Below are 16,411 nucleotides of genomic sequence, written 5' to 3'. Positions count from 1 at the left end.
CAATCAATGCAGCGTTGGTTTTTCATCTTTTTTCGTTGTATTGCCTGCTTTTTTGGGCGTCGCCAGTGCAATGTAACAGAGCTGCACTGCAACACGGACATATTCCAATACTTCTTCCAGTGCCTGAGATAGCTCTTCTTGATCTTCATCTTCGTCGTATCCCAGCATACCTATATTACGTAAATCAGTAATAACTTCCTGAATTTCTTTTCTTTCTGTTATTTTTGGATCTGCAACCCCCAATCCCAACAAGAAATGGTTTACCCATCCTGCCAACGCGTCAGCACATGCAAAAACACCAGCTTCATCATCAGGAAGCAGTAAATTAAAATTAAAGTTACTATCATCCAATGATTCGAAAGTGACTTCATACAATTCTCTGATTGGCTGTGCGAGTGTCTGTGAAAATGCAAGGCCATCATTAGTGAGATCATGTACAAGAGTCTGCCAGCTACTGTCGTGATTTCCACCACATAATAAACCACTTATTAAGCCATGCATTTCTGCGGCTGTCAGTGCAACGGACTGTTGATGCAAAATTTCATCAAATGATTGATAATTAGGTAATGAGTTTTGTATAGACATGTATATTGATCATCGTTGGCGATATAAGTTCATGCTATGCTACCATCAAGGGGAGTCGCTATACCAGACAACATCATCAGGTTGTCTTTTGGTATTGTACGGTAATGATTGGTGTCGGCCTTATTTTTATACCAAAATATGTTTTTTACCCCCAATAAATTTCGAGTTACAGCTAATAACATATAGCAACTTGAAAGCTAAAGGGTGTATATCAGAATTAAGGTATCAACAAAGGTATCGATACAGTAATAAATCAGGAAGGTGTCATGTCTGCACAACCAGTAGATATTCAGATTTTTGGGCGGTCATTACGTGTCAATTGTCCACCAGAGCAGATAGAAGCATTACAGGCTGCGGCGGAGGAACTTGATCAGCGTTTGCATAACCTCAAAGAACGCACCAGAGTGACTAACACTGAGCAACTGGTTTTTATTGTGGCACTGAATATCTGTCACGAGTTAGCACAAGAAAAAATGAAAACCCGTGATTATTCCTACAATATGGAACAGAAAATTAAAATGCTCCAGCAGACTATTGAGCAAGCCTTATTAGAGCAAGGTAATAAAATTAGCTGACCACCTATCTGTCATTTGTTGATAAATCAGGCAGTAGTCACGATAGATGAATATAACCAGTTGCTTTCTCCATTTAGTTACATACAATAGGTCACATGATGTTACTTAAAACCAAACGGGTAGGCTCCTGATTTAATGGTTCTCTGCTAATGGCTTAAGTGATAAAAAATTTTCTCTGAGGTGTTCGTGTGCAGGGAAGTCCCCTGAGCCGATATTTCATATCTATAGAATGTGGTGCTCCGTTTCTTGTGAGCATGCTTGGCCAGTCCAAGAAGCCTAATAGGGGCGACTCCACGTTCACCTTGAACCAAGGGTTCAAGGGTTACCACCTGTAACGGCATCTTGGAGAATTCTATCTATCTGTTTTGTATCCTTTTCTGCACTACTAAATAGGCAGGTATCATGCAATCAGATTCTTTTCTCTCTCTCCGAAAAAGCATCAGACAAGAAATCCGACAGCTGCGTAAAAGCCTTTCCCCTGAACAACAACTGCAATTTGCTCTACAAGCTGCCGAGCGAGTCATGGCTCATCCAAAGATCCTTCAGGCGAAGAAAATTGCCCTGTATCTCTCTTTTGATAGAGAATTAGATACCCGTCCATTGATTCAACAATTTTGGCAGCAAAATAAACAAGTTTACTTGCCGGTATTGCATCCTTTCAGCCGGAATCACCTACTGTTCTTACGTTATCAACCTGAAACTTCTCTTGTCCGTAACCACTTTAATATAGAAGAGCCATCACTGGATGTCAGGCAGGTTTTACCTATCTCTGAACTGGACGTTATGTTTATCCCTCTGGTTGCTTTCGATCTTACAGGGCAACGGTTAGGCATGGGAGGAGGGTTCTACGACAGAACACTGGCCAAATGGCAACAGCAAAATTTTTACCCGATTGGGCTGGCACACAATTTTCAGTTAATTAATACGCTGCCCAGCGCAAGCTGGGATATTCCGTTACCAGAAATTATCACACCAGAAAAAATATGGCATTGGTCATGATAATTGCCGGGGATTGAGTTTAGCAGATTAGTTCGAGGGCTATTGTTTCTTCAATAGCCCTTATTTATTTGGTTACGTGTTTTTCACCTAACTTACTTGTTCATTCAACTAAGTACAGCTCGCCTTAGTAAAGCAGACGGGAGCGGATTGTACCTGGTAAAGCTCTTAGTTGTTGCAAAACTAATTCAGCCTGAGCCGGATTTTGCGTCATGATATCGATAACCACATAACCAATATCACCTTCAGTACGCAGGTATTGTGCTTCAATATTGATTTCCTGATCGGTGAAAACCTGGTTGATGCTGGTTAAGATACCCGGACGGTTTTCGTGGATGTGCAGTAATCGATTAGTATCCTTAGCATGTACCGGCAGTGAAACTTCCGGGAAATTAACCGCCGACAGTGTAGAACCGTTGTCAGAATATTTGACCAATTTTCCGGCGACTTCATAACCGATATTCTGTTGCGCTTCTTGTGTAGATCCGCCGATATGTGGCGTCAGCAGTACATTGTCAAATTTAATTAATGGCGAGACGAAAGGCTCGTTGTTGGTTGCTGGCTCCACGGGGAATACATCAATTGCAGCACCGGCAATATGCCCAATTTCTAACGCATTGACTAATGCAGGAATATCGATAACAGTACCGCGTGAAGCATTGATCAAAATTGAACCCGGTTTCATCAGCTCTAATTCTGCCGCACCGATCATATTTTTGGTTGAAGATGTTTCAGGAACATGCAGACTCACAACATCACTCATATTTAACAATTCAGATAAGTGATGAACTTGCTGGGCGTTTCCTAGCGGTAATTTATGTTCAATATCAAAGAAGTAGACATTCATACCGATGCTTTCAGCCAGGACACTAAGTTGTGAACCGATATGACCGTAACCGATAATGCCTAATTTTTTGCCACGTGCTTCATAACAACCCGCAGCCTGTTTGTTCCATTCCCCTTTGTGAGCTTTGGCATTGACTTCTGGAACTCGACGCAATAACAGCAGCAATTCTCCCAATACCATTTCAGCCACTGAGCGTGTATTGGAAAACGGAGCGTTAAATACGGGAATACCACGTTTTGCTGCGGCGTTCAGATCAACCTGATTAGTGCCAATGCAGAAACACCCAACTGCAACTAATTTTTCAGCAGCAGCAAAAATTTCTTCGGTTAACTGAGTACGGGAACGGATCCCCACAAATCTGGCATCGCGAATTGCTTCTTTCAGCTCTTCCGGTTCTAATGCGCCCTTATGATACTCAATATTGCTGTACCCTGCTGCCCGCAAATTGTCTACTGTGCTCTGATGAACACCTTCCAGCAGCAAAAACTTAATTTTATCTTTTTCTAAAGATACCTTAACCATTTATCCGCCTTATTTGTACTAATTTTCGTAATGCCGATAGGTTCTACTAACATAACAAAAAAAACGCCAACAGCAATACAATCGTTTGCCTGTAAAACAGCATAAGAAACAATAAAAAAGTTGTTACGCAAAGTAAAACTTTTAGTTACGAGATAAATACAGAGCTTTGAGCAATAATTAGACAAATATACAATATATATATCTGAATTTTATTTTTTGAATATAAATCTGAAAATTTTTTAAGGGCAGCATATTCTGCCCCTAATTAATAATTACTCTGCAATCGTTTTTACACCATTAGCTGTACCAACCAGTACGACATTCGCACCACGATTAGCAAATAAGCCAACAGTTACCACACCAGCAATAGCATTAATTTTGTTTTCTAATTCGATTGGGTTAAGAATGGCAAGATTATGAACATCCAAAATGACATTACCATTATCAGTAACAACGTTCTGACGGTAAACCGGAGTTCCTCCTAATTTCACCAACTCACGGGCAACATAAGCACGTGCCATCGGAATAACTTCAACCGGTAACGGGAATTTACCCAATATATCAACCTGCTTGGATTCATCAATGATACAAATGAATTTCTTTGCCACAGCAGAAATGATTTTCTCTCTGGTCAGTGCAGCTCCGCCACCTTTAATCATTTGCATGTTGCCATTGATTTCATCAGCACCATCAACATAAATATCCAAAGAATCAACTTCATTACAATCAAGCACAGGAATGCCAAGACTTTTCAATTTCTCTGTCGATGCTTCCGAGCTGGATACTGCACCTTCAATTTTGTCTTTCATCGTCCCCAACGCATCAATAAAATGAGATGCCGTTGAACCTGTACCAACCCCGACAATTGTTCCTGGTCTGACATATTCCAGTGCTGCCCAACCTACCGCTTTTTTCAGTTCGTCCTGTGTCATATCAATTACTGCCTATAATCAATTACAAGGAAAATTCAGCCGCCAGTATAAACAATATTTTATCTTATCCTGTGAAAAAATATGGCATAGTGCTACCTAGACCCAAAAATCTTTTGAGCACACAATATATTTTTGAATCAACGACAATTTCTGAACACACAATTTTCAACACATAACCTAGTGCCCAGATATTCAAAGAGAAGAGTAAAAACGGAGAACCTGATTTTCGATGAAACGTCCTGATTACCGATCCCTGCAAGCGTTGGATGCCGTGATCCATGAACGCGGTTTCGAACGTGCAGCACAAAAGCTTTGTATCACTCAATCCGCAGTATCTCAACGTATCAAGCAATTAGAAAACCTATTCGGTCAACCGTTATTGGTTCGTACCGTTCCCCCCCGCCCTACAGAGCAAGGGCAAAAACTGCTTGCGTTATTACATCAGGTAGAGTTGCTCGAAGCACAATGGCTTGGTGATGAAAATAGTAATGATATTCCTCTGTTGCTTTCTCTTGCCGTTAATGCGGATAGTCTGGCAACCTGGCTCTTACCAGCACTGCATCCCGTGCTTTCTGATTTACCTATCCAGCTCAATATTCAGGTGGAAGATGAAACACGTACACAAGAAAGCCTGAGACGTGGGGAAGTTGTTGGTGCAATCAGTATTCAATCACAACCCCTGCCAAGCTGTCTGGTGGATAAGCTAGGTGCTCTTGATTATCTGTTCGTCGCCTCCCCTAAATTTGCTGAACGTTTTTTCCCCAATGGAGTAACTCGCTCAACTTTACTGAAAGCGCCTGCTGTTGCATTCGATCATTTGGATGATATGCATCAGGCCTTTTTACAACAGTATTTTGATTTATCACCGGGCAGTGTGCCTTGCCATATCGTTAACTCGTCCGAAGCTTTCGTTCAATTGGCAAAACAAGGATCGACATGTTGTATGATCCCTCATTTACAAATCGACAAAGAATTGAAGGCAGGTGAATTGGTTGATTTAACACCCGGCCTGTGTCAACGCCGTATGCTTTACTGGCATCGCTTTGCCCCGGAAAGCAGCGCTATGAGAAAAGTGACTGACGCCCTGTTAAAACTAGGACGCCAGATGTTACGTCAGGAAGATGATGAAGCTAATTAACGCTGTAACTCAAAAACTGCATCAACATGATCAGAAAACTCTATGCTCTGCGGTTCATAAGTTTCATCAGCCGAATTTTCCGCAGAAGCCGCAGACATTAGAGCTGATTTGAATTGCAGCCGACTCATTGGAAAAGGCACTGCTTCAGGTGGACGATAAGTGATGCTATATACGGAACCTAACTTACTGTTAAAACCTTTTGCTAATTCGGTTGCCTGTTGAATCGCATTCGTAATTGCTTCCTGTCTGGCTGCATCACGATAGCGCTGAGGATCGGCCACGCTGAACTGTACGGAATTAATTTCATTTAATCCTGCTTTCAAGGCTCCATCCAAAAGTGTATTCAATTGATCCAGCTTACGAACTTTAACTTCAACTGAGCGGGAAGCATTATATCCCGTAAGAGTTGATTTGCCTGTTTTCTGATCATACTGATATTCTGGCTGAGTACGTATATTGGCTGCATTAATATCTTTCTTTTCGATACCACTTGCTTTCAAAAAATCAAAATATTTTGCAACACGCTCATCAACTTTTTTCTTCGCATCTACCGCACTTTTCTGACTCACTTTCACATGGATCAACAAAGTCGCCATATCTGGAGCCGCTTTGATTGTCGCATTACCAGAAGTTGATATATGCGGAATAGACGGTAATTCCGCAGCCGACGCTGTCATACATGACAAACTACCTACAGCTAACATAACAGCAAATATCAGTGAGTTACGTTTCACTAAAACCTCCTTTCGGATATACCTTTCATCTATCAGGTACACAGCAAATAAGTAAGTGTTTTCTACAGAGTTCTCATATTAAGACAAGTTACTTTCAGAAACATTAGCACACTATGTTTATAAAGAACCATATTTATAAAAAACAGTTTGAATTATAAAGAAATGTTTAATTTAATTAAAAATTTGTAATCCTTGCTTAAACAAATTCCATGCGATATACCACATCACACAACCAACAAATAAGTTAATGATACGCTGAGATCGTGGCTGATTAAGAATTGGTGAAAACCATGCAGCCAGAATAGCCAATGCGAAAAACCAATTGATGGATGCGATAACTGCACCAGCAGTAAACCACGGCCTGTGTTCTGCTGATAATCGTCCGCCAATACTACCTAATACAACGAAAGTATCCAGATAAACATGAGGGTTCAACCAGGTTACTGCAAATAACGTCACAATAACCCGCCAGCGGCTTTGAGCCAGAGCTTCTGTACCGGAGAATGCAATATCCGCTGATAATGCCAGCCGAAAAGCTCCCCATCCGTACCATAGCAAAAATGCAACGCCTCCCCATGTCACAGCTTGCAACAGAAATGCTGACTGCCCAAGTAAGGCACTACCACCAAAGACTCCAGCCATGATAAGAATAATGTCACTGATAGAACATAATGCTGCACTCATCAAATGAAACCGTTTTTTACTACCCTGCTGCATCACAAAAACATTTTGTGGTCCAAGTGGAATAATCATCGCGGCACTGAGAAAAAAGCCCTGAATCAGTGTTGAAAACATGCAAAAATTCCTAATATTTATTCAATCAGATAAGTTCTATCTGCATATTAGGAAAATTCATTCATTAGTAGAAATGAATATTTCTTATCTATCATTAATGAAACTTATAGAGCAATTAAAAGGTATTGGAAGAAATAGAGCAGAAAGAGTGACAATTCTAAGTTATTTAAGCCGTGCTGACTTGGTGTGAGAGTACTTCATATTTCTCACACCAAGATTTCTAACACCAAGTATATTGATTATTGAGCCATTTCCTTCTGTAGAGCAACTTGCTGCTGATGCAGATAAACATCCATTTGTGGGAAAGGAATGCCAATATTGTGTTTATCCAAAGCTCGCTTGAAGTTTTCCATCAAATCCCAGTAAACGCTCCAGGCATCTCCATTCGTTGTCCACACACGCACAATAAAATTGAGTGATGAAGGTGCCATTTCATGCAACCGAATAGTGACACCTTTCTCATGCTGAATGCGCTTATCAGCTTTGATAACGTCACCCAACACTTTCTTTACTTCATCAATATCAGCGTCATAAGCTACACCGACCATTATCTGAGTACGACGGTTTGGTTCACGGCTGGTATTGATAATATTGTCCGCAATAATTTTTCCGTTAGGGATCACAATAATACGATCATCCGCAGTACGTAATGTTGTGGAGAAAATTTGTACTTGTACAACGGTCCCTTCCACTGCACCAATAATGACATATTCACCAGTGCGGAGCGGACGGAAAACTACCAGCAACACGCCAGCAGCGAAGTTTGACAATGAACCCTGTAATGCCAAACCAACAGCCAAACCTGCGGCACCAATAACGGCAATCACAGAGGCAGTCTGAACGCCTAATTTTCCAAGCACTGCAACAATAGTAAACGCGACGATGGCATAACGAATTATTGCTGACAAAAAGTCAGAAATAGTCGCATCAATACCACGTAGCGTCATGACGCGTTTCACTGCTTTATTTGCCAGTTTGGCAACAGCTAAACCTACAATCAGAATTAAAATGGCAAACACAATATTCACTGCGTATTCGAGCAGTAGATTTTGATTATTGATAAACCAATTTGCTGCCTTATCAATCTCACCTGATAGATTGATCTCTTCCATAAAAGCCTACCTTTTTTGTTGGAACCTGCCGGGAAGAATCTCCCGACAATATAGGCTCCTGTTTATAAATAAAAAGCCAGTACGATGTCACCCAAATACGTCACACAAAAGTGATGGAATATCGATTATGGCAGAAATCTGCCATTGGTTGAACATAAACACTTACCTTTAATTGTTTTGCAAAACAAAATCTCTGTAATTGGCCAACATATTGATAAAATCATCTGTACCACAAAGTGCCAGGCTCTCATTATCGTAGTAGCTCATCCCCTCTTCCAGCATCTCTGTATCAAACTGGAGTTGATTAGCTCTGATCATAATTTCTTCTTCATTCATTAACAGTGTGTATTCATGACCGTTCAATTGCCACTGACGTTCACTACCTTTTATATCCATCAATGCTGAAATTATTTTATCTAAAACACTCAAATCGCCTTTTACTTCCTCATTCAACCAGTGACCAATAGCTTCATGATCCATTGAGAAATTTGTCATCACCTGACCAGTGACATCCTGCATAAATTCATATTCCATCACTTACCTCCACATTTTTGTTATATCAACCACATCTGGATTTTAAACATTTCCGATTTTCACCTCAGAGGCTGTCCACAAACTGACACAAAATTTGCCACAAAAAATAGACATAAAAAAGGGAAGCATCCACCTCAATACCGCTCACTTAAGTAAACCAGGATGACATAGTTTTAACGGATGAATATCACCCATTGAATATGAAAAACGATGGGAAGAGCTATTATGAAGGTGCCCTGATTTACGGGCCACTACAAATAATGAACCGTCAGAAAAACAAGCTAGTGTTGACTATCCGGGGAAGCCTTTATAGTAGGACATTTTCCGTTTTCCAAGCCGCCCCCAGTTAATACAACAGAATCGTGAGCAAAGTTAATATTCACTTTCCCACAAAAAACACACTTCTCAGCTTGTTCCATGACAATGGAAACTCATGCAATAAGATGGCAATGAAAATCAAACCGCCACCTAAATACTGTGCAGCGGATGAGATTTGTCCGAGAAAAATCATACTGAATAGAATGGCAAATATGGTCATGCATTCAAAGCGTTGATCATCATCAAACATAATATTCACGTTCAATGAAAGTGCCGATGATTTTGTCATGCATTTCAGGTGACTTTGAATAACCGAGTGTCTTACGGTTCAGGCGCTTAATCCCTGGCAGGCATTATCCTTACAAAAAAACCGCTCGCGCTTATGCGAGCGGTATTTAGGCCTCCGCCTCCCAGCCTTTGCAATATATTTTTTACACAGCGGTTTGGAAGATCACATCGCCTGCTTTTTCGGTATATTGGTTCAATTGATCAAAATTGAGATAACGATAAGTATCTGCCGCTGTTTCATCAACCTTGGCCATGAATTGCAGATACTCTTCTGGTGTTGGCAGACGACCTAACAATGAAGCCACAGCAGCTAACTCCGCAGATGCCAGATATACATTCGCTCCCGCGCCTAAACGGTTTGGGAAGTTACGCGTAGAAGTGGATACCACCGTCGCTTCATCTGCAACACGAGCCTGATTTCCCATACACAGTGAACAACCTGGGATCTCAATACGCGCCCCACTCTTACCAAAGACGCTGTAATAGCCTTCTTCTGTCAGTTGAGCAGCATCCATTTTCGTTGGCGGGGCAACCCACAGGCGGGTCGGTAACTGGCCTTTATGTTGATCCAGTAACTTGCCAGCCGCACGGAAGTGACCAATATTCGTCATGCAGGAGCCAATAAACACTTCATCAATTTTATTGTTGGCAACTTCTGATAACAGACGAGCATCATCCGGATCATTTGGTGCACACAAAATAGGCTCTTTGATGTCATCCAAATTAATTTCAATCACTGCTGCATATTCTGCATCTGCATCGGCTTCCAGCAATTGTGGATCTTTCAACCAATTTTCCATACCGATAATACGGCGCTCTAATGTCCGGCGATCACCATAACCTTCAGCAATCATCCATTTCAGTAATACGACATTGGATTGCAGATATTCAATGATTGGTGCTTTATCCAGTTTGATCGTACAGCCAGCTGCGGAACGTTCTGCGGATGCATCTGCCAATTCAAATGCCTGCTCAACTTTGAGTTCCGGTAAACCTTCAATTTCCAGAATGCGGCCAGAGAAAATATTTTTCTTACCTTTTTTCTCTACAGTCAATAACCCTTGCTGAATCGCGTAATAAGGAATTGCATGAACCAAATCACGTAAGGTTATACCTGGTTGCATTTTACCTTTAAAACGAACTAATACAGATTCAGGCATATCCAACGGCATAACCCCAGTCGCAGCGGCAAATGCCACTAACCCAGAGCCTGCCGGGAAAGAGATACCGATAGGGAAACGAGTATGGGAATCTCCACCTGTACCTACCGTATCCGGCAATAACATGCGGTTTAACCATGAGTGGATAATTCCATCTCCCGGACGCAGGGATACACCACCACGGTTCATAATGAAATCAGGCAAGGTATGATGAGTCGTCACATCAACAGGTTTTGGATAGGCCGCTGTATGGCAGAATGACTGCATAACCAGATCTGCCGAGAAACCAAGGCATGCCAAATCCTTCAATTCATCACGAGTCATTGGGCCAGTTGTGTCCTGAGAGCCAACAGAAGTCATCTTCGGTTCACAATATTCTCCCGGACGTATCCCAGTAGTACCGCAGGCACGACCTACCATTTTCTGTGCCAGCGAGAAACCACGACTGCTCTTCTCAACCGCTTTTGCCTGACGGAAAATATCACTGTGCGGCAGTCCTAAAGATTCACGGGCTTTGGCTGTCAGACCACGGCCGATAATTAATGGAATTCGACCACCTGCGCGCACTTCATCAATCAGTACATCCGTTTTCAGTTCAAACGTCGCCAACACTTCATTGGTATCGTGATGACGAATTTCACCTTTATAAGGGTAGATATCAATGACATCACCCATATTGAGTCTGGAAACATCTACCTCAATCGGCAATGCGCCTGCATCTTCCATTGTGTTAAAAAAGATTGGTGCAATCTTTCCACCCAATACAACACCAGCGCCACGTTTGTTTGGCACAAATGGGATATCTTCCCCCATAAACCACAATACAGAGTTTGTAGCAGATTTACGGGAAGAGCCTGTACCCACTACATCCCCTACATACGCCAGAGGATGACCTTTTTTATTCAGTTCTTCAATTTGCCTGATTGGGCCAACGACACCCGCCTGATCAGGCTCGATACCTTCACGGGCATTTTTCAACATTGCCAGGGCATGTAATGGAATATCCGGACGTGACCACGCATCTGGTGCAGGAGAAAGGTCATCGGTGTTAGTTTCACCGGTGACTTTAAAGACAGTAACTGTAATTTTTTCAGCCAGTTCAGGACGTTCCAGGAACCATTCTGCATCAGCCCATGACTGGATAATTTGTTGAGCATGTGGATTACCTGCTTCCGCTTTTTCTTCCACATCATAAAAGCTGTCAAACATCAGCAAAGTATGGGATAGCCCCTTCGCTGCAATTGGAGCCAACTTTTCATCATCGAGAGCGTCAATCAAAGCATGGATATTGTACCCACCCTGCATGGTTCCCAATAACTCAATGGCTTTTTCCCGCGTAACAAGTGGTGAAGTTGTTTCACCTTTAGCGACAGCAGCAAGGAAACCAGCTTTTACATAGGCCGCCTCATCAACACCGGGGGGAACACGGTTTGTCAACAGGTCTAACAGAAAATTCTCTTCACCTTGAGGTGGGTTCTTCAGTAATTCGACCAGCGCGGCTGCTTGAGCTGCGTCTAATGGCTTAGGGACGATGCCTTGCGCTTCACGTTCGGCTACGTGCTTGCGGTATTCTTCTAGCACGACTTACTCCTCGCTCTCATTGTCATTTTATATGCCCGGCTGTCTGCACCCGGTAACGATCACTATGAAATGACCATCAAGGATGCCAGGTCAGAGGATTTTGCTCACATAACACTAAAACTATGCTGAGCTTCGGGCAATTAGCATACCAAAATTTGAATGGCATGTTAATTCATTCACATAAAATCAACATTGAACCGTGATAAGATTCTGGATATATGGGCTTAAAAGGTGTATTAAAGTACTAAATGCTGTTTGTTGCTATTTTAACCTAAAAAAGCAATAAATACCGTCAGGCAAAAGTAACAAAATACCAAATGTTACACAAAATACGTCGTCATGGAGGGCGTTATGCCAAATATCCCAATAAGAAATGATATACCATCTACTTCTCATTTAAGCCCCATTCTTGAAGAAGGAAGTTATCCAGATTATAAAACGATTATCAAAGAAGTTTCCAAAGAAGGCATGATATCAGCACTGAACGGATTAAAGCGAAACGAGGCTTTAGTTCACCTTGATATGAGAAGACATCAATCATTTATCAACACGGCAAATTCAATAAACAATATTTATACCAATACAAGTATCGGAGGAAATATAGATACGCATCGTTATTTTGTCTGTTTTTGTGCTTCTGAACCGGTTGGCATCATGATATTCATTCCAGTATCGTCGATAAGTTCACACGATGCCGCTGATCTAATAGGATATATATTGACCTATCCCGGCGGTCAAGGATATGGAAGTTTGCTGATTGAACATGCGGTGAACTTTTCCATTTCGTTAAATCATTCAGGCATACTGAAACTCAATGCTGAGAGCTATGCCATACCGATTTATCAACGATTAGGTTTTGTATTTACAAACAACTCTAATTTTGGAGCCGTTGAAATGCGTTTGGACCCTAAAATAAGCAAACGCTGGAGTGTTAACCCTAATGGCTATCGCTTAACTAAATCCCACTCTTTATTTAATTGGCAATGCCATATATTGTAAATAACGGCTCCCATCTCGGAAGCCGTTTAATATCTTTGCTAACCTACTGCAAATTATAAAAAATTATTTCTTTTTCTTCGCCTTAGGGTTTGGCAAGTCAGTGATGCTGCCTTCATACATTTCCGCAGCCATACCGATTGATTCATACAGTGTTGGGTGAGCATGAACAGTCAGAGCGATATCTTCCGCATCACAACCCATTTCGATAGCCAGACCAATTTCACCTAGCAGTTCGCCACCGTTAGTACCAACAACAGCACCACCGATAATACGATTGGTTTCTTTATCGAAAATCAGTTTAGTCATACCATCTGAACAGTCAGATGCGATCGCACGACCAGAAGCAGCCCATGGGAAAGTCGCAGTTTCGTAACTGATGCCTTTCTCTTTCGCTTCTTTCTCAGTCAGACCAACCCATGCAACCTCTGGTTCAGTGTATGCGATAGATGGAATAACTTTTGGATCGAAGTAATGTTTCTTACCAGAGATAACTTCTGCTGCAACATGACCTTCATGAACACCTTTATGTGCCAACATTGGCTGACCAACGATATCACCGATAGCGAAGATATGAGGTACGTTAGTGCGCATTTGCTTATCAACATGGATAAAACCACGGTCATCAACAGCAACACCCGCTTTGCCAGCATCGAGCAGTTTACCGTTTGGTACACGGCCGATAGCAACCAGAACTGCATCATAACGCTGAGGTTCTGCTGGTGCTTTTTTACCTTCCATTGTCACGTAGATGCCATCTTCTTTAGCTTCTACAGCGGTCACTTTAGTTTCCAGCATCAGGTTGAATTTTTTGCTGACGCGCTTAGTGAACACTTTCACAATGTCTTTGTCCGCAGCAGGAATAACCTGATCGAACATTTCCACTACGTCAATCTGAGAACCCAGAGCGTGGTAAACAGTACCCATTTCCAGACCGATAATACCGCCGCCCATAACCAGCAGGCGTCCCGGAACAGTTTTCAGTTCCAGTGCATCGGTAGAATCCCATACGCGGGGGTCATCATGTGGAATAAATGGCAGTTGAATTGGGCGTGAACCCGCTGCAATAATGGCATTATCAAAATTAATCGTTGTTGTGCCGTTCTCGCCTTCTACTACCAGAGTGTTAGCACCTGTAAATTTACCAACACCGTTAACAACGTTAACCTTACGGCCCTTAGCCATGCCGCCCAGACCACCTGTCAACTGGGAAATAACTTTTTCTTTCCAGAGGCGGATTTTATCAATATCAGTTTGTGGTTCACCAAACACGATACCGTGTTGTGACAGCGCTTTTGCTTCTTCAATCACTTTTGCAACATGAAGCAATGCCTTAGATGGGATGCAGCCCACGTTAAGACAAACACCACCCAGAGTAGAGTAGCGCTCAACCAGAACGGTATCCAAACCTAAGTCTGCACAACGGAAAGCAGCAGAATACCCTGCCGGGCCTGCTCCAAGCACCACTACCTGGGCTTTAATTTCAGTACTCATCATGACCTCTTAATTATTTGTCCGGCGGGTCAGACGAAAAAAAAAACATATTCCACCGGGACGTACACACCGCGAGCAGTTTACAGAATTGTAAATAACCTGAAAAGCGCGTTAACGTGACAGAAATCGCAACCTGCCAGATACAAGTATAAAATACCTGTCACGATCATAATTATTAGGCCGGCATATTTACCGGCCTTCGCATTACATCACCAGATGGCGAATATCGCTCATCAATTGATTAATGTAAGTGATGAAACGAGCACCATCTGCTCCATCGATCACACGGTGGTCGAAAGACAGAGACATAGGCAGAATCAGACGAGGAACGAATTCCTTGCCATTCCAGATAGGCTTCATAGAAGAACGGGACAGCCCCATAATTGCCACTTCTGGAGCATTCACGATTGGTGCAAAACCGGTTGTACCGATACCCCCCAGGCTTGAGATAGTGAAGCAACCACCCTGCATATCGGAAGCAGTCAACTTACCAGCACGCGCTTTCTTAGATACTTCTGCCAGTTCTCTTGATAGTTCAATGATGCCTTTCTTATTAACATCTTTGAATACAGGAACAACCAGACCGTTAGGTGTATCAACGGCGATACCGATGTTGACGTATTTTTTCAGGATCAGCTTCTGGCCATCTTCAGAAATAGAGCTGTTAAAGCGAGGCATTGCTTCCAGCGCTTTCGCAGCCGCTTTCATAACGAATACCAGCGGAGTGATCTTCACGCCAAGCTGTTTCTTCTCAGCTTCTTTATTCTGCTGCTTACGGAATTCTTCAACTTCAGTGATATCCGCTTCATCAAACAGGTTAACGTGAGGGATCATTACCCAGTTACGGCTCAGGTTAGCACCGGAGATTTTCTGGATACGACTCATTTCAACTTCTTCGATTTCACCAAACTTGCTGAAATCAACTTTCGGCCAAGGCAGCATACCCGGCAGACCACCACCCGCAGGTGCTGCTTCTGCACGTTTGATTGCATCTTTCACGTAAGCCTGAACGTCTTCACGCAGGATACGACCTTTACGACCAGTTCCTTTTACTTTAGCCAGATTTACGCCAAATTCACGTGCCAGACGACGAATAACTGGAGTTGCATGAACGTAAGCATCGTTTTCTGCAAACTCATTTTTTCCTTCTGCTGGCTGGCTGGCTACTGGCGCTGGTGCTGCTTTAGCAGGTTCTGCCGCAGGAGCCGGAGCCGCTGCTGGAGCTGCCGCAGGTGCTGCGCCGGCCACTTCGAATACCATGATCGGAGAACCAGTTTTCACTTTATCGCCAGCTGCGATTTTGATCTCTTTCACTGTACCGGCAAATGGAGCAGGAACTTCCATAGAAGCTTTGTCACCCTCAACGGTGATCAGTGACTGCTCTTCAGTGATGATGTCACCGACTTTTACCATGATTTCGGTAACTTCAACTTCATCACCACCAATATCTGGTACGGCAACTTCTTTGCTTTCAGCCGCTACAAATTCTGCTGCTGTAGCCGCTGCAAGCGCTGCTGTCGAAGCTGCTTCCGGCTGTGCTGGTGCAGCTTCGGCAACACCCGTTGCGGATTCAAAAATCATGATTAGTTTGTCGGTTTTAACTTTATCACCAACCGCAATTTTGATTTCTTTAACCACTCCCGCCTGTGGAGATGGGACTTCCATGGAAGCTTTGTCACCTTCAACAGTGATTAGTGACTGTTCTGCTTCTACTGTGTCACCAACTTTCACCAGAATCTCGGTAACTTCAACTTCATCTGCACCAATATCAGGTACGTTAATTTCGATAGACATTAATCTTTAC

15 protein-coding genes, 1 other RNA gene and 1 pseudogene are annotated in these 16,411 nt (G+C 42.6%); 5 read left to right on the top strand and 12 right to left on the bottom strand.

Annotation, left to right across the window (positions count from 1 at the left end; all coding sequences use genetic code 11):
* Nucleotides 1-3: 3 nt before the first annotated feature.
* Nucleotides 4-585, bottom strand: a complete 582-nt coding sequence (locus tag BDD26_RS10700) for a YecA/YgfB family protein (protein ID WP_038270062.1) — start codon at nt 583-585, stop codon at nt 4-6.
* A gap of 266 nt (nt 586-851) precedes the next feature.
* On the opposite strand from BDD26_RS10700, the gene zapA reads away from it, so the two are divergent.
* From zapA to BDD26_RS10685, 3 genes are all read left to right on the top strand, one after another.
* Complete coding sequence (gene zapA / locus BDD26_RS10695; protein WP_038270060.1) at nt 852-1,160, top strand: cell division protein ZapA; 309 nt, start codon at nt 852-854, stop codon at nt 1,158-1,160.
* Between the two features lie 169 nt (nt 1,161-1,329).
* Nucleotides 1,330-1,513, top strand: a non-coding RNA gene (ssrS, locus tag BDD26_RS10690) — 6S RNA.
* A 49-nt stretch (nt 1,514-1,562) separates the two neighbouring features.
* Complete coding sequence (locus BDD26_RS10685; RefSeq protein WP_038270057.1) at nt 1,563-2,159, top strand: 5-formyltetrahydrofolate cyclo-ligase; 597 nt, start codon at nt 1,563-1,565, stop codon at nt 2,157-2,159.
* Between the two features lie 124 nt (nt 2,160-2,283).
* Here the strand turns inward: BDD26_RS10685 and serA are convergent, their stop codons facing one another.
* Nucleotides 2,284-3,525, bottom strand: coding sequence for a phosphoglycerate dehydrogenase (gene serA, locus BDD26_RS10680; protein WP_115826517.1), 1,242 nt, complete (start codon nt 3,523-3,525; stop codon nt 2,284-2,286).
* Nucleotides 3,526-3,797: 272 nt separating this feature from the next.
* A complete protein-coding gene (gene rpiA, locus BDD26_RS10675) occupies nt 3,798-4,457 on the bottom strand; it encodes a ribose-5-phosphate isomerase RpiA (RefSeq protein ID WP_115826516.1) in 660 nt (219 codons plus the stop codon).
* A 229-nt stretch (nt 4,458-4,686) separates the two neighbouring features.
* On the opposite strand from rpiA, the gene BDD26_RS10670 reads away from it, so the two are divergent.
* Nucleotides 4,687-5,595, top strand: a complete 909-nt coding sequence (locus BDD26_RS10670) for a LysR family transcriptional regulator ArgP (protein WP_038270048.1) — start codon at nt 4,687-4,689, stop codon at nt 5,593-5,595.
* Here the strand turns inward: BDD26_RS10670 and BDD26_RS10665 are convergent.
* The 7 genes and pseudogenes from BDD26_RS10665 to acnB all read right to left on the bottom strand — a co-directional run bounded on the left by BDD26_RS10665 (nt 5,592) and on the right by acnB (nt 12,117).
* Entirely contained in the window at nt 5,592-6,329 is a 738-nt protein-coding gene (locus BDD26_RS10665) for an oxidative stress defense protein (protein WP_115826515.1), read from the bottom strand. The two genes, BDD26_RS10670 and BDD26_RS10665, sit on opposite strands and share 4 nt — an antisense overlap.
* Before the next feature lie 171 nt (nt 6,330-6,500).
* Nucleotides 6,501-7,124: an arginine exporter ArgO gene (gene argO / locus BDD26_RS10660; protein ID WP_115826514.1), complete on the bottom strand. Its 624-nt coding sequence runs from the start codon at nt 7,122-7,124 to the stop codon at nt 6,501-6,503.
* A 239-nt stretch (nt 7,125-7,363) separates the two neighbouring features.
* Entirely contained in the window at nt 7,364-8,236 is an 873-nt protein-coding gene (gene mscS / locus BDD26_RS10655) for a small-conductance mechanosensitive channel MscS (protein WP_038270042.1), read from the bottom strand.
* 168 nt (nt 8,237-8,404) lie between these two features.
* A complete protein-coding gene (locus tag BDD26_RS10650; protein ID WP_038270040.1) occupies nt 8,405-8,770 on the bottom strand; it encodes a YacL family protein in 366 nt (121 codons plus the stop codon).
* A 379-nt stretch (nt 8,771-9,149) separates the two neighbouring features.
* Nucleotides 9,150-9,377 carry a hypothetical protein gene (locus BDD26_RS10645; RefSeq protein WP_115826513.1) on the bottom strand — a complete coding sequence of 76 codons (228 nt, stop codon included), beginning with the start codon at nt 9,375-9,377 and terminating at the stop codon, nt 9,150-9,152.
* A pseudogene (locus tag BDD26_RS10640) lies at nt 9,331-9,429 on the bottom strand (IS1 family transposase); the annotation flags it as partial. The pseudogene BDD26_RS10640 and the gene BDD26_RS10645, both read right to left, overlap by 47 nt.
* A 90-nt stretch (nt 9,430-9,519) precedes the next feature.
* Entirely contained in the window at nt 9,520-12,117 is a 2,598-nt protein-coding gene (gene acnB, locus BDD26_RS10635; RefSeq protein WP_115826512.1) for a bifunctional aconitate hydratase 2/2-methylisocitrate dehydratase, read from the bottom strand.
* Nucleotides 12,118-12,468: 351 nt separating this feature from the next.
* On the opposite strand from acnB, the gene BDD26_RS10630 reads away from it, so the two are divergent.
* A complete protein-coding gene (locus BDD26_RS10630) occupies nt 12,469-13,116 on the top strand; it encodes a GNAT family N-acetyltransferase (protein WP_038270027.1) in 648 nt (215 codons plus the stop codon).
* 63 nt (nt 13,117-13,179) lie between these two features.
* Here the strand turns inward: BDD26_RS10630 and lpdA are convergent, their stop codons facing one another.
* Nucleotides 13,180-14,607, bottom strand: coding sequence for a dihydrolipoyl dehydrogenase (gene lpdA, locus BDD26_RS10625; protein WP_099119399.1), 1,428 nt, complete (start codon nt 14,605-14,607; stop codon nt 13,180-13,182).
* Between the two features lie 204 nt (nt 14,608-14,811).
* Nucleotides 14,812-16,401, bottom strand: coding sequence for a pyruvate dehydrogenase complex dihydrolipoyllysine-residue acetyltransferase (gene aceF, locus BDD26_RS10620; protein WP_115826511.1), 1,590 nt, complete (start codon nt 16,399-16,401; stop codon nt 14,812-14,814).
* Nucleotides 16,402-16,411: the final 10 nt, after the last annotated feature.

It is taken from the genome of Xenorhabdus cabanillasii, from assembly GCF_003386665.1.
Classification (GTDB): domain Bacteria; phylum Pseudomonadota; class Gammaproteobacteria; order Enterobacterales; family Enterobacteriaceae; genus Xenorhabdus; species Xenorhabdus cabanillasii.
The sequence above is the reverse complement of the archived record's forward strand: the minus strand, read 5'-3'. Positions and strand labels throughout refer to the sequence as shown.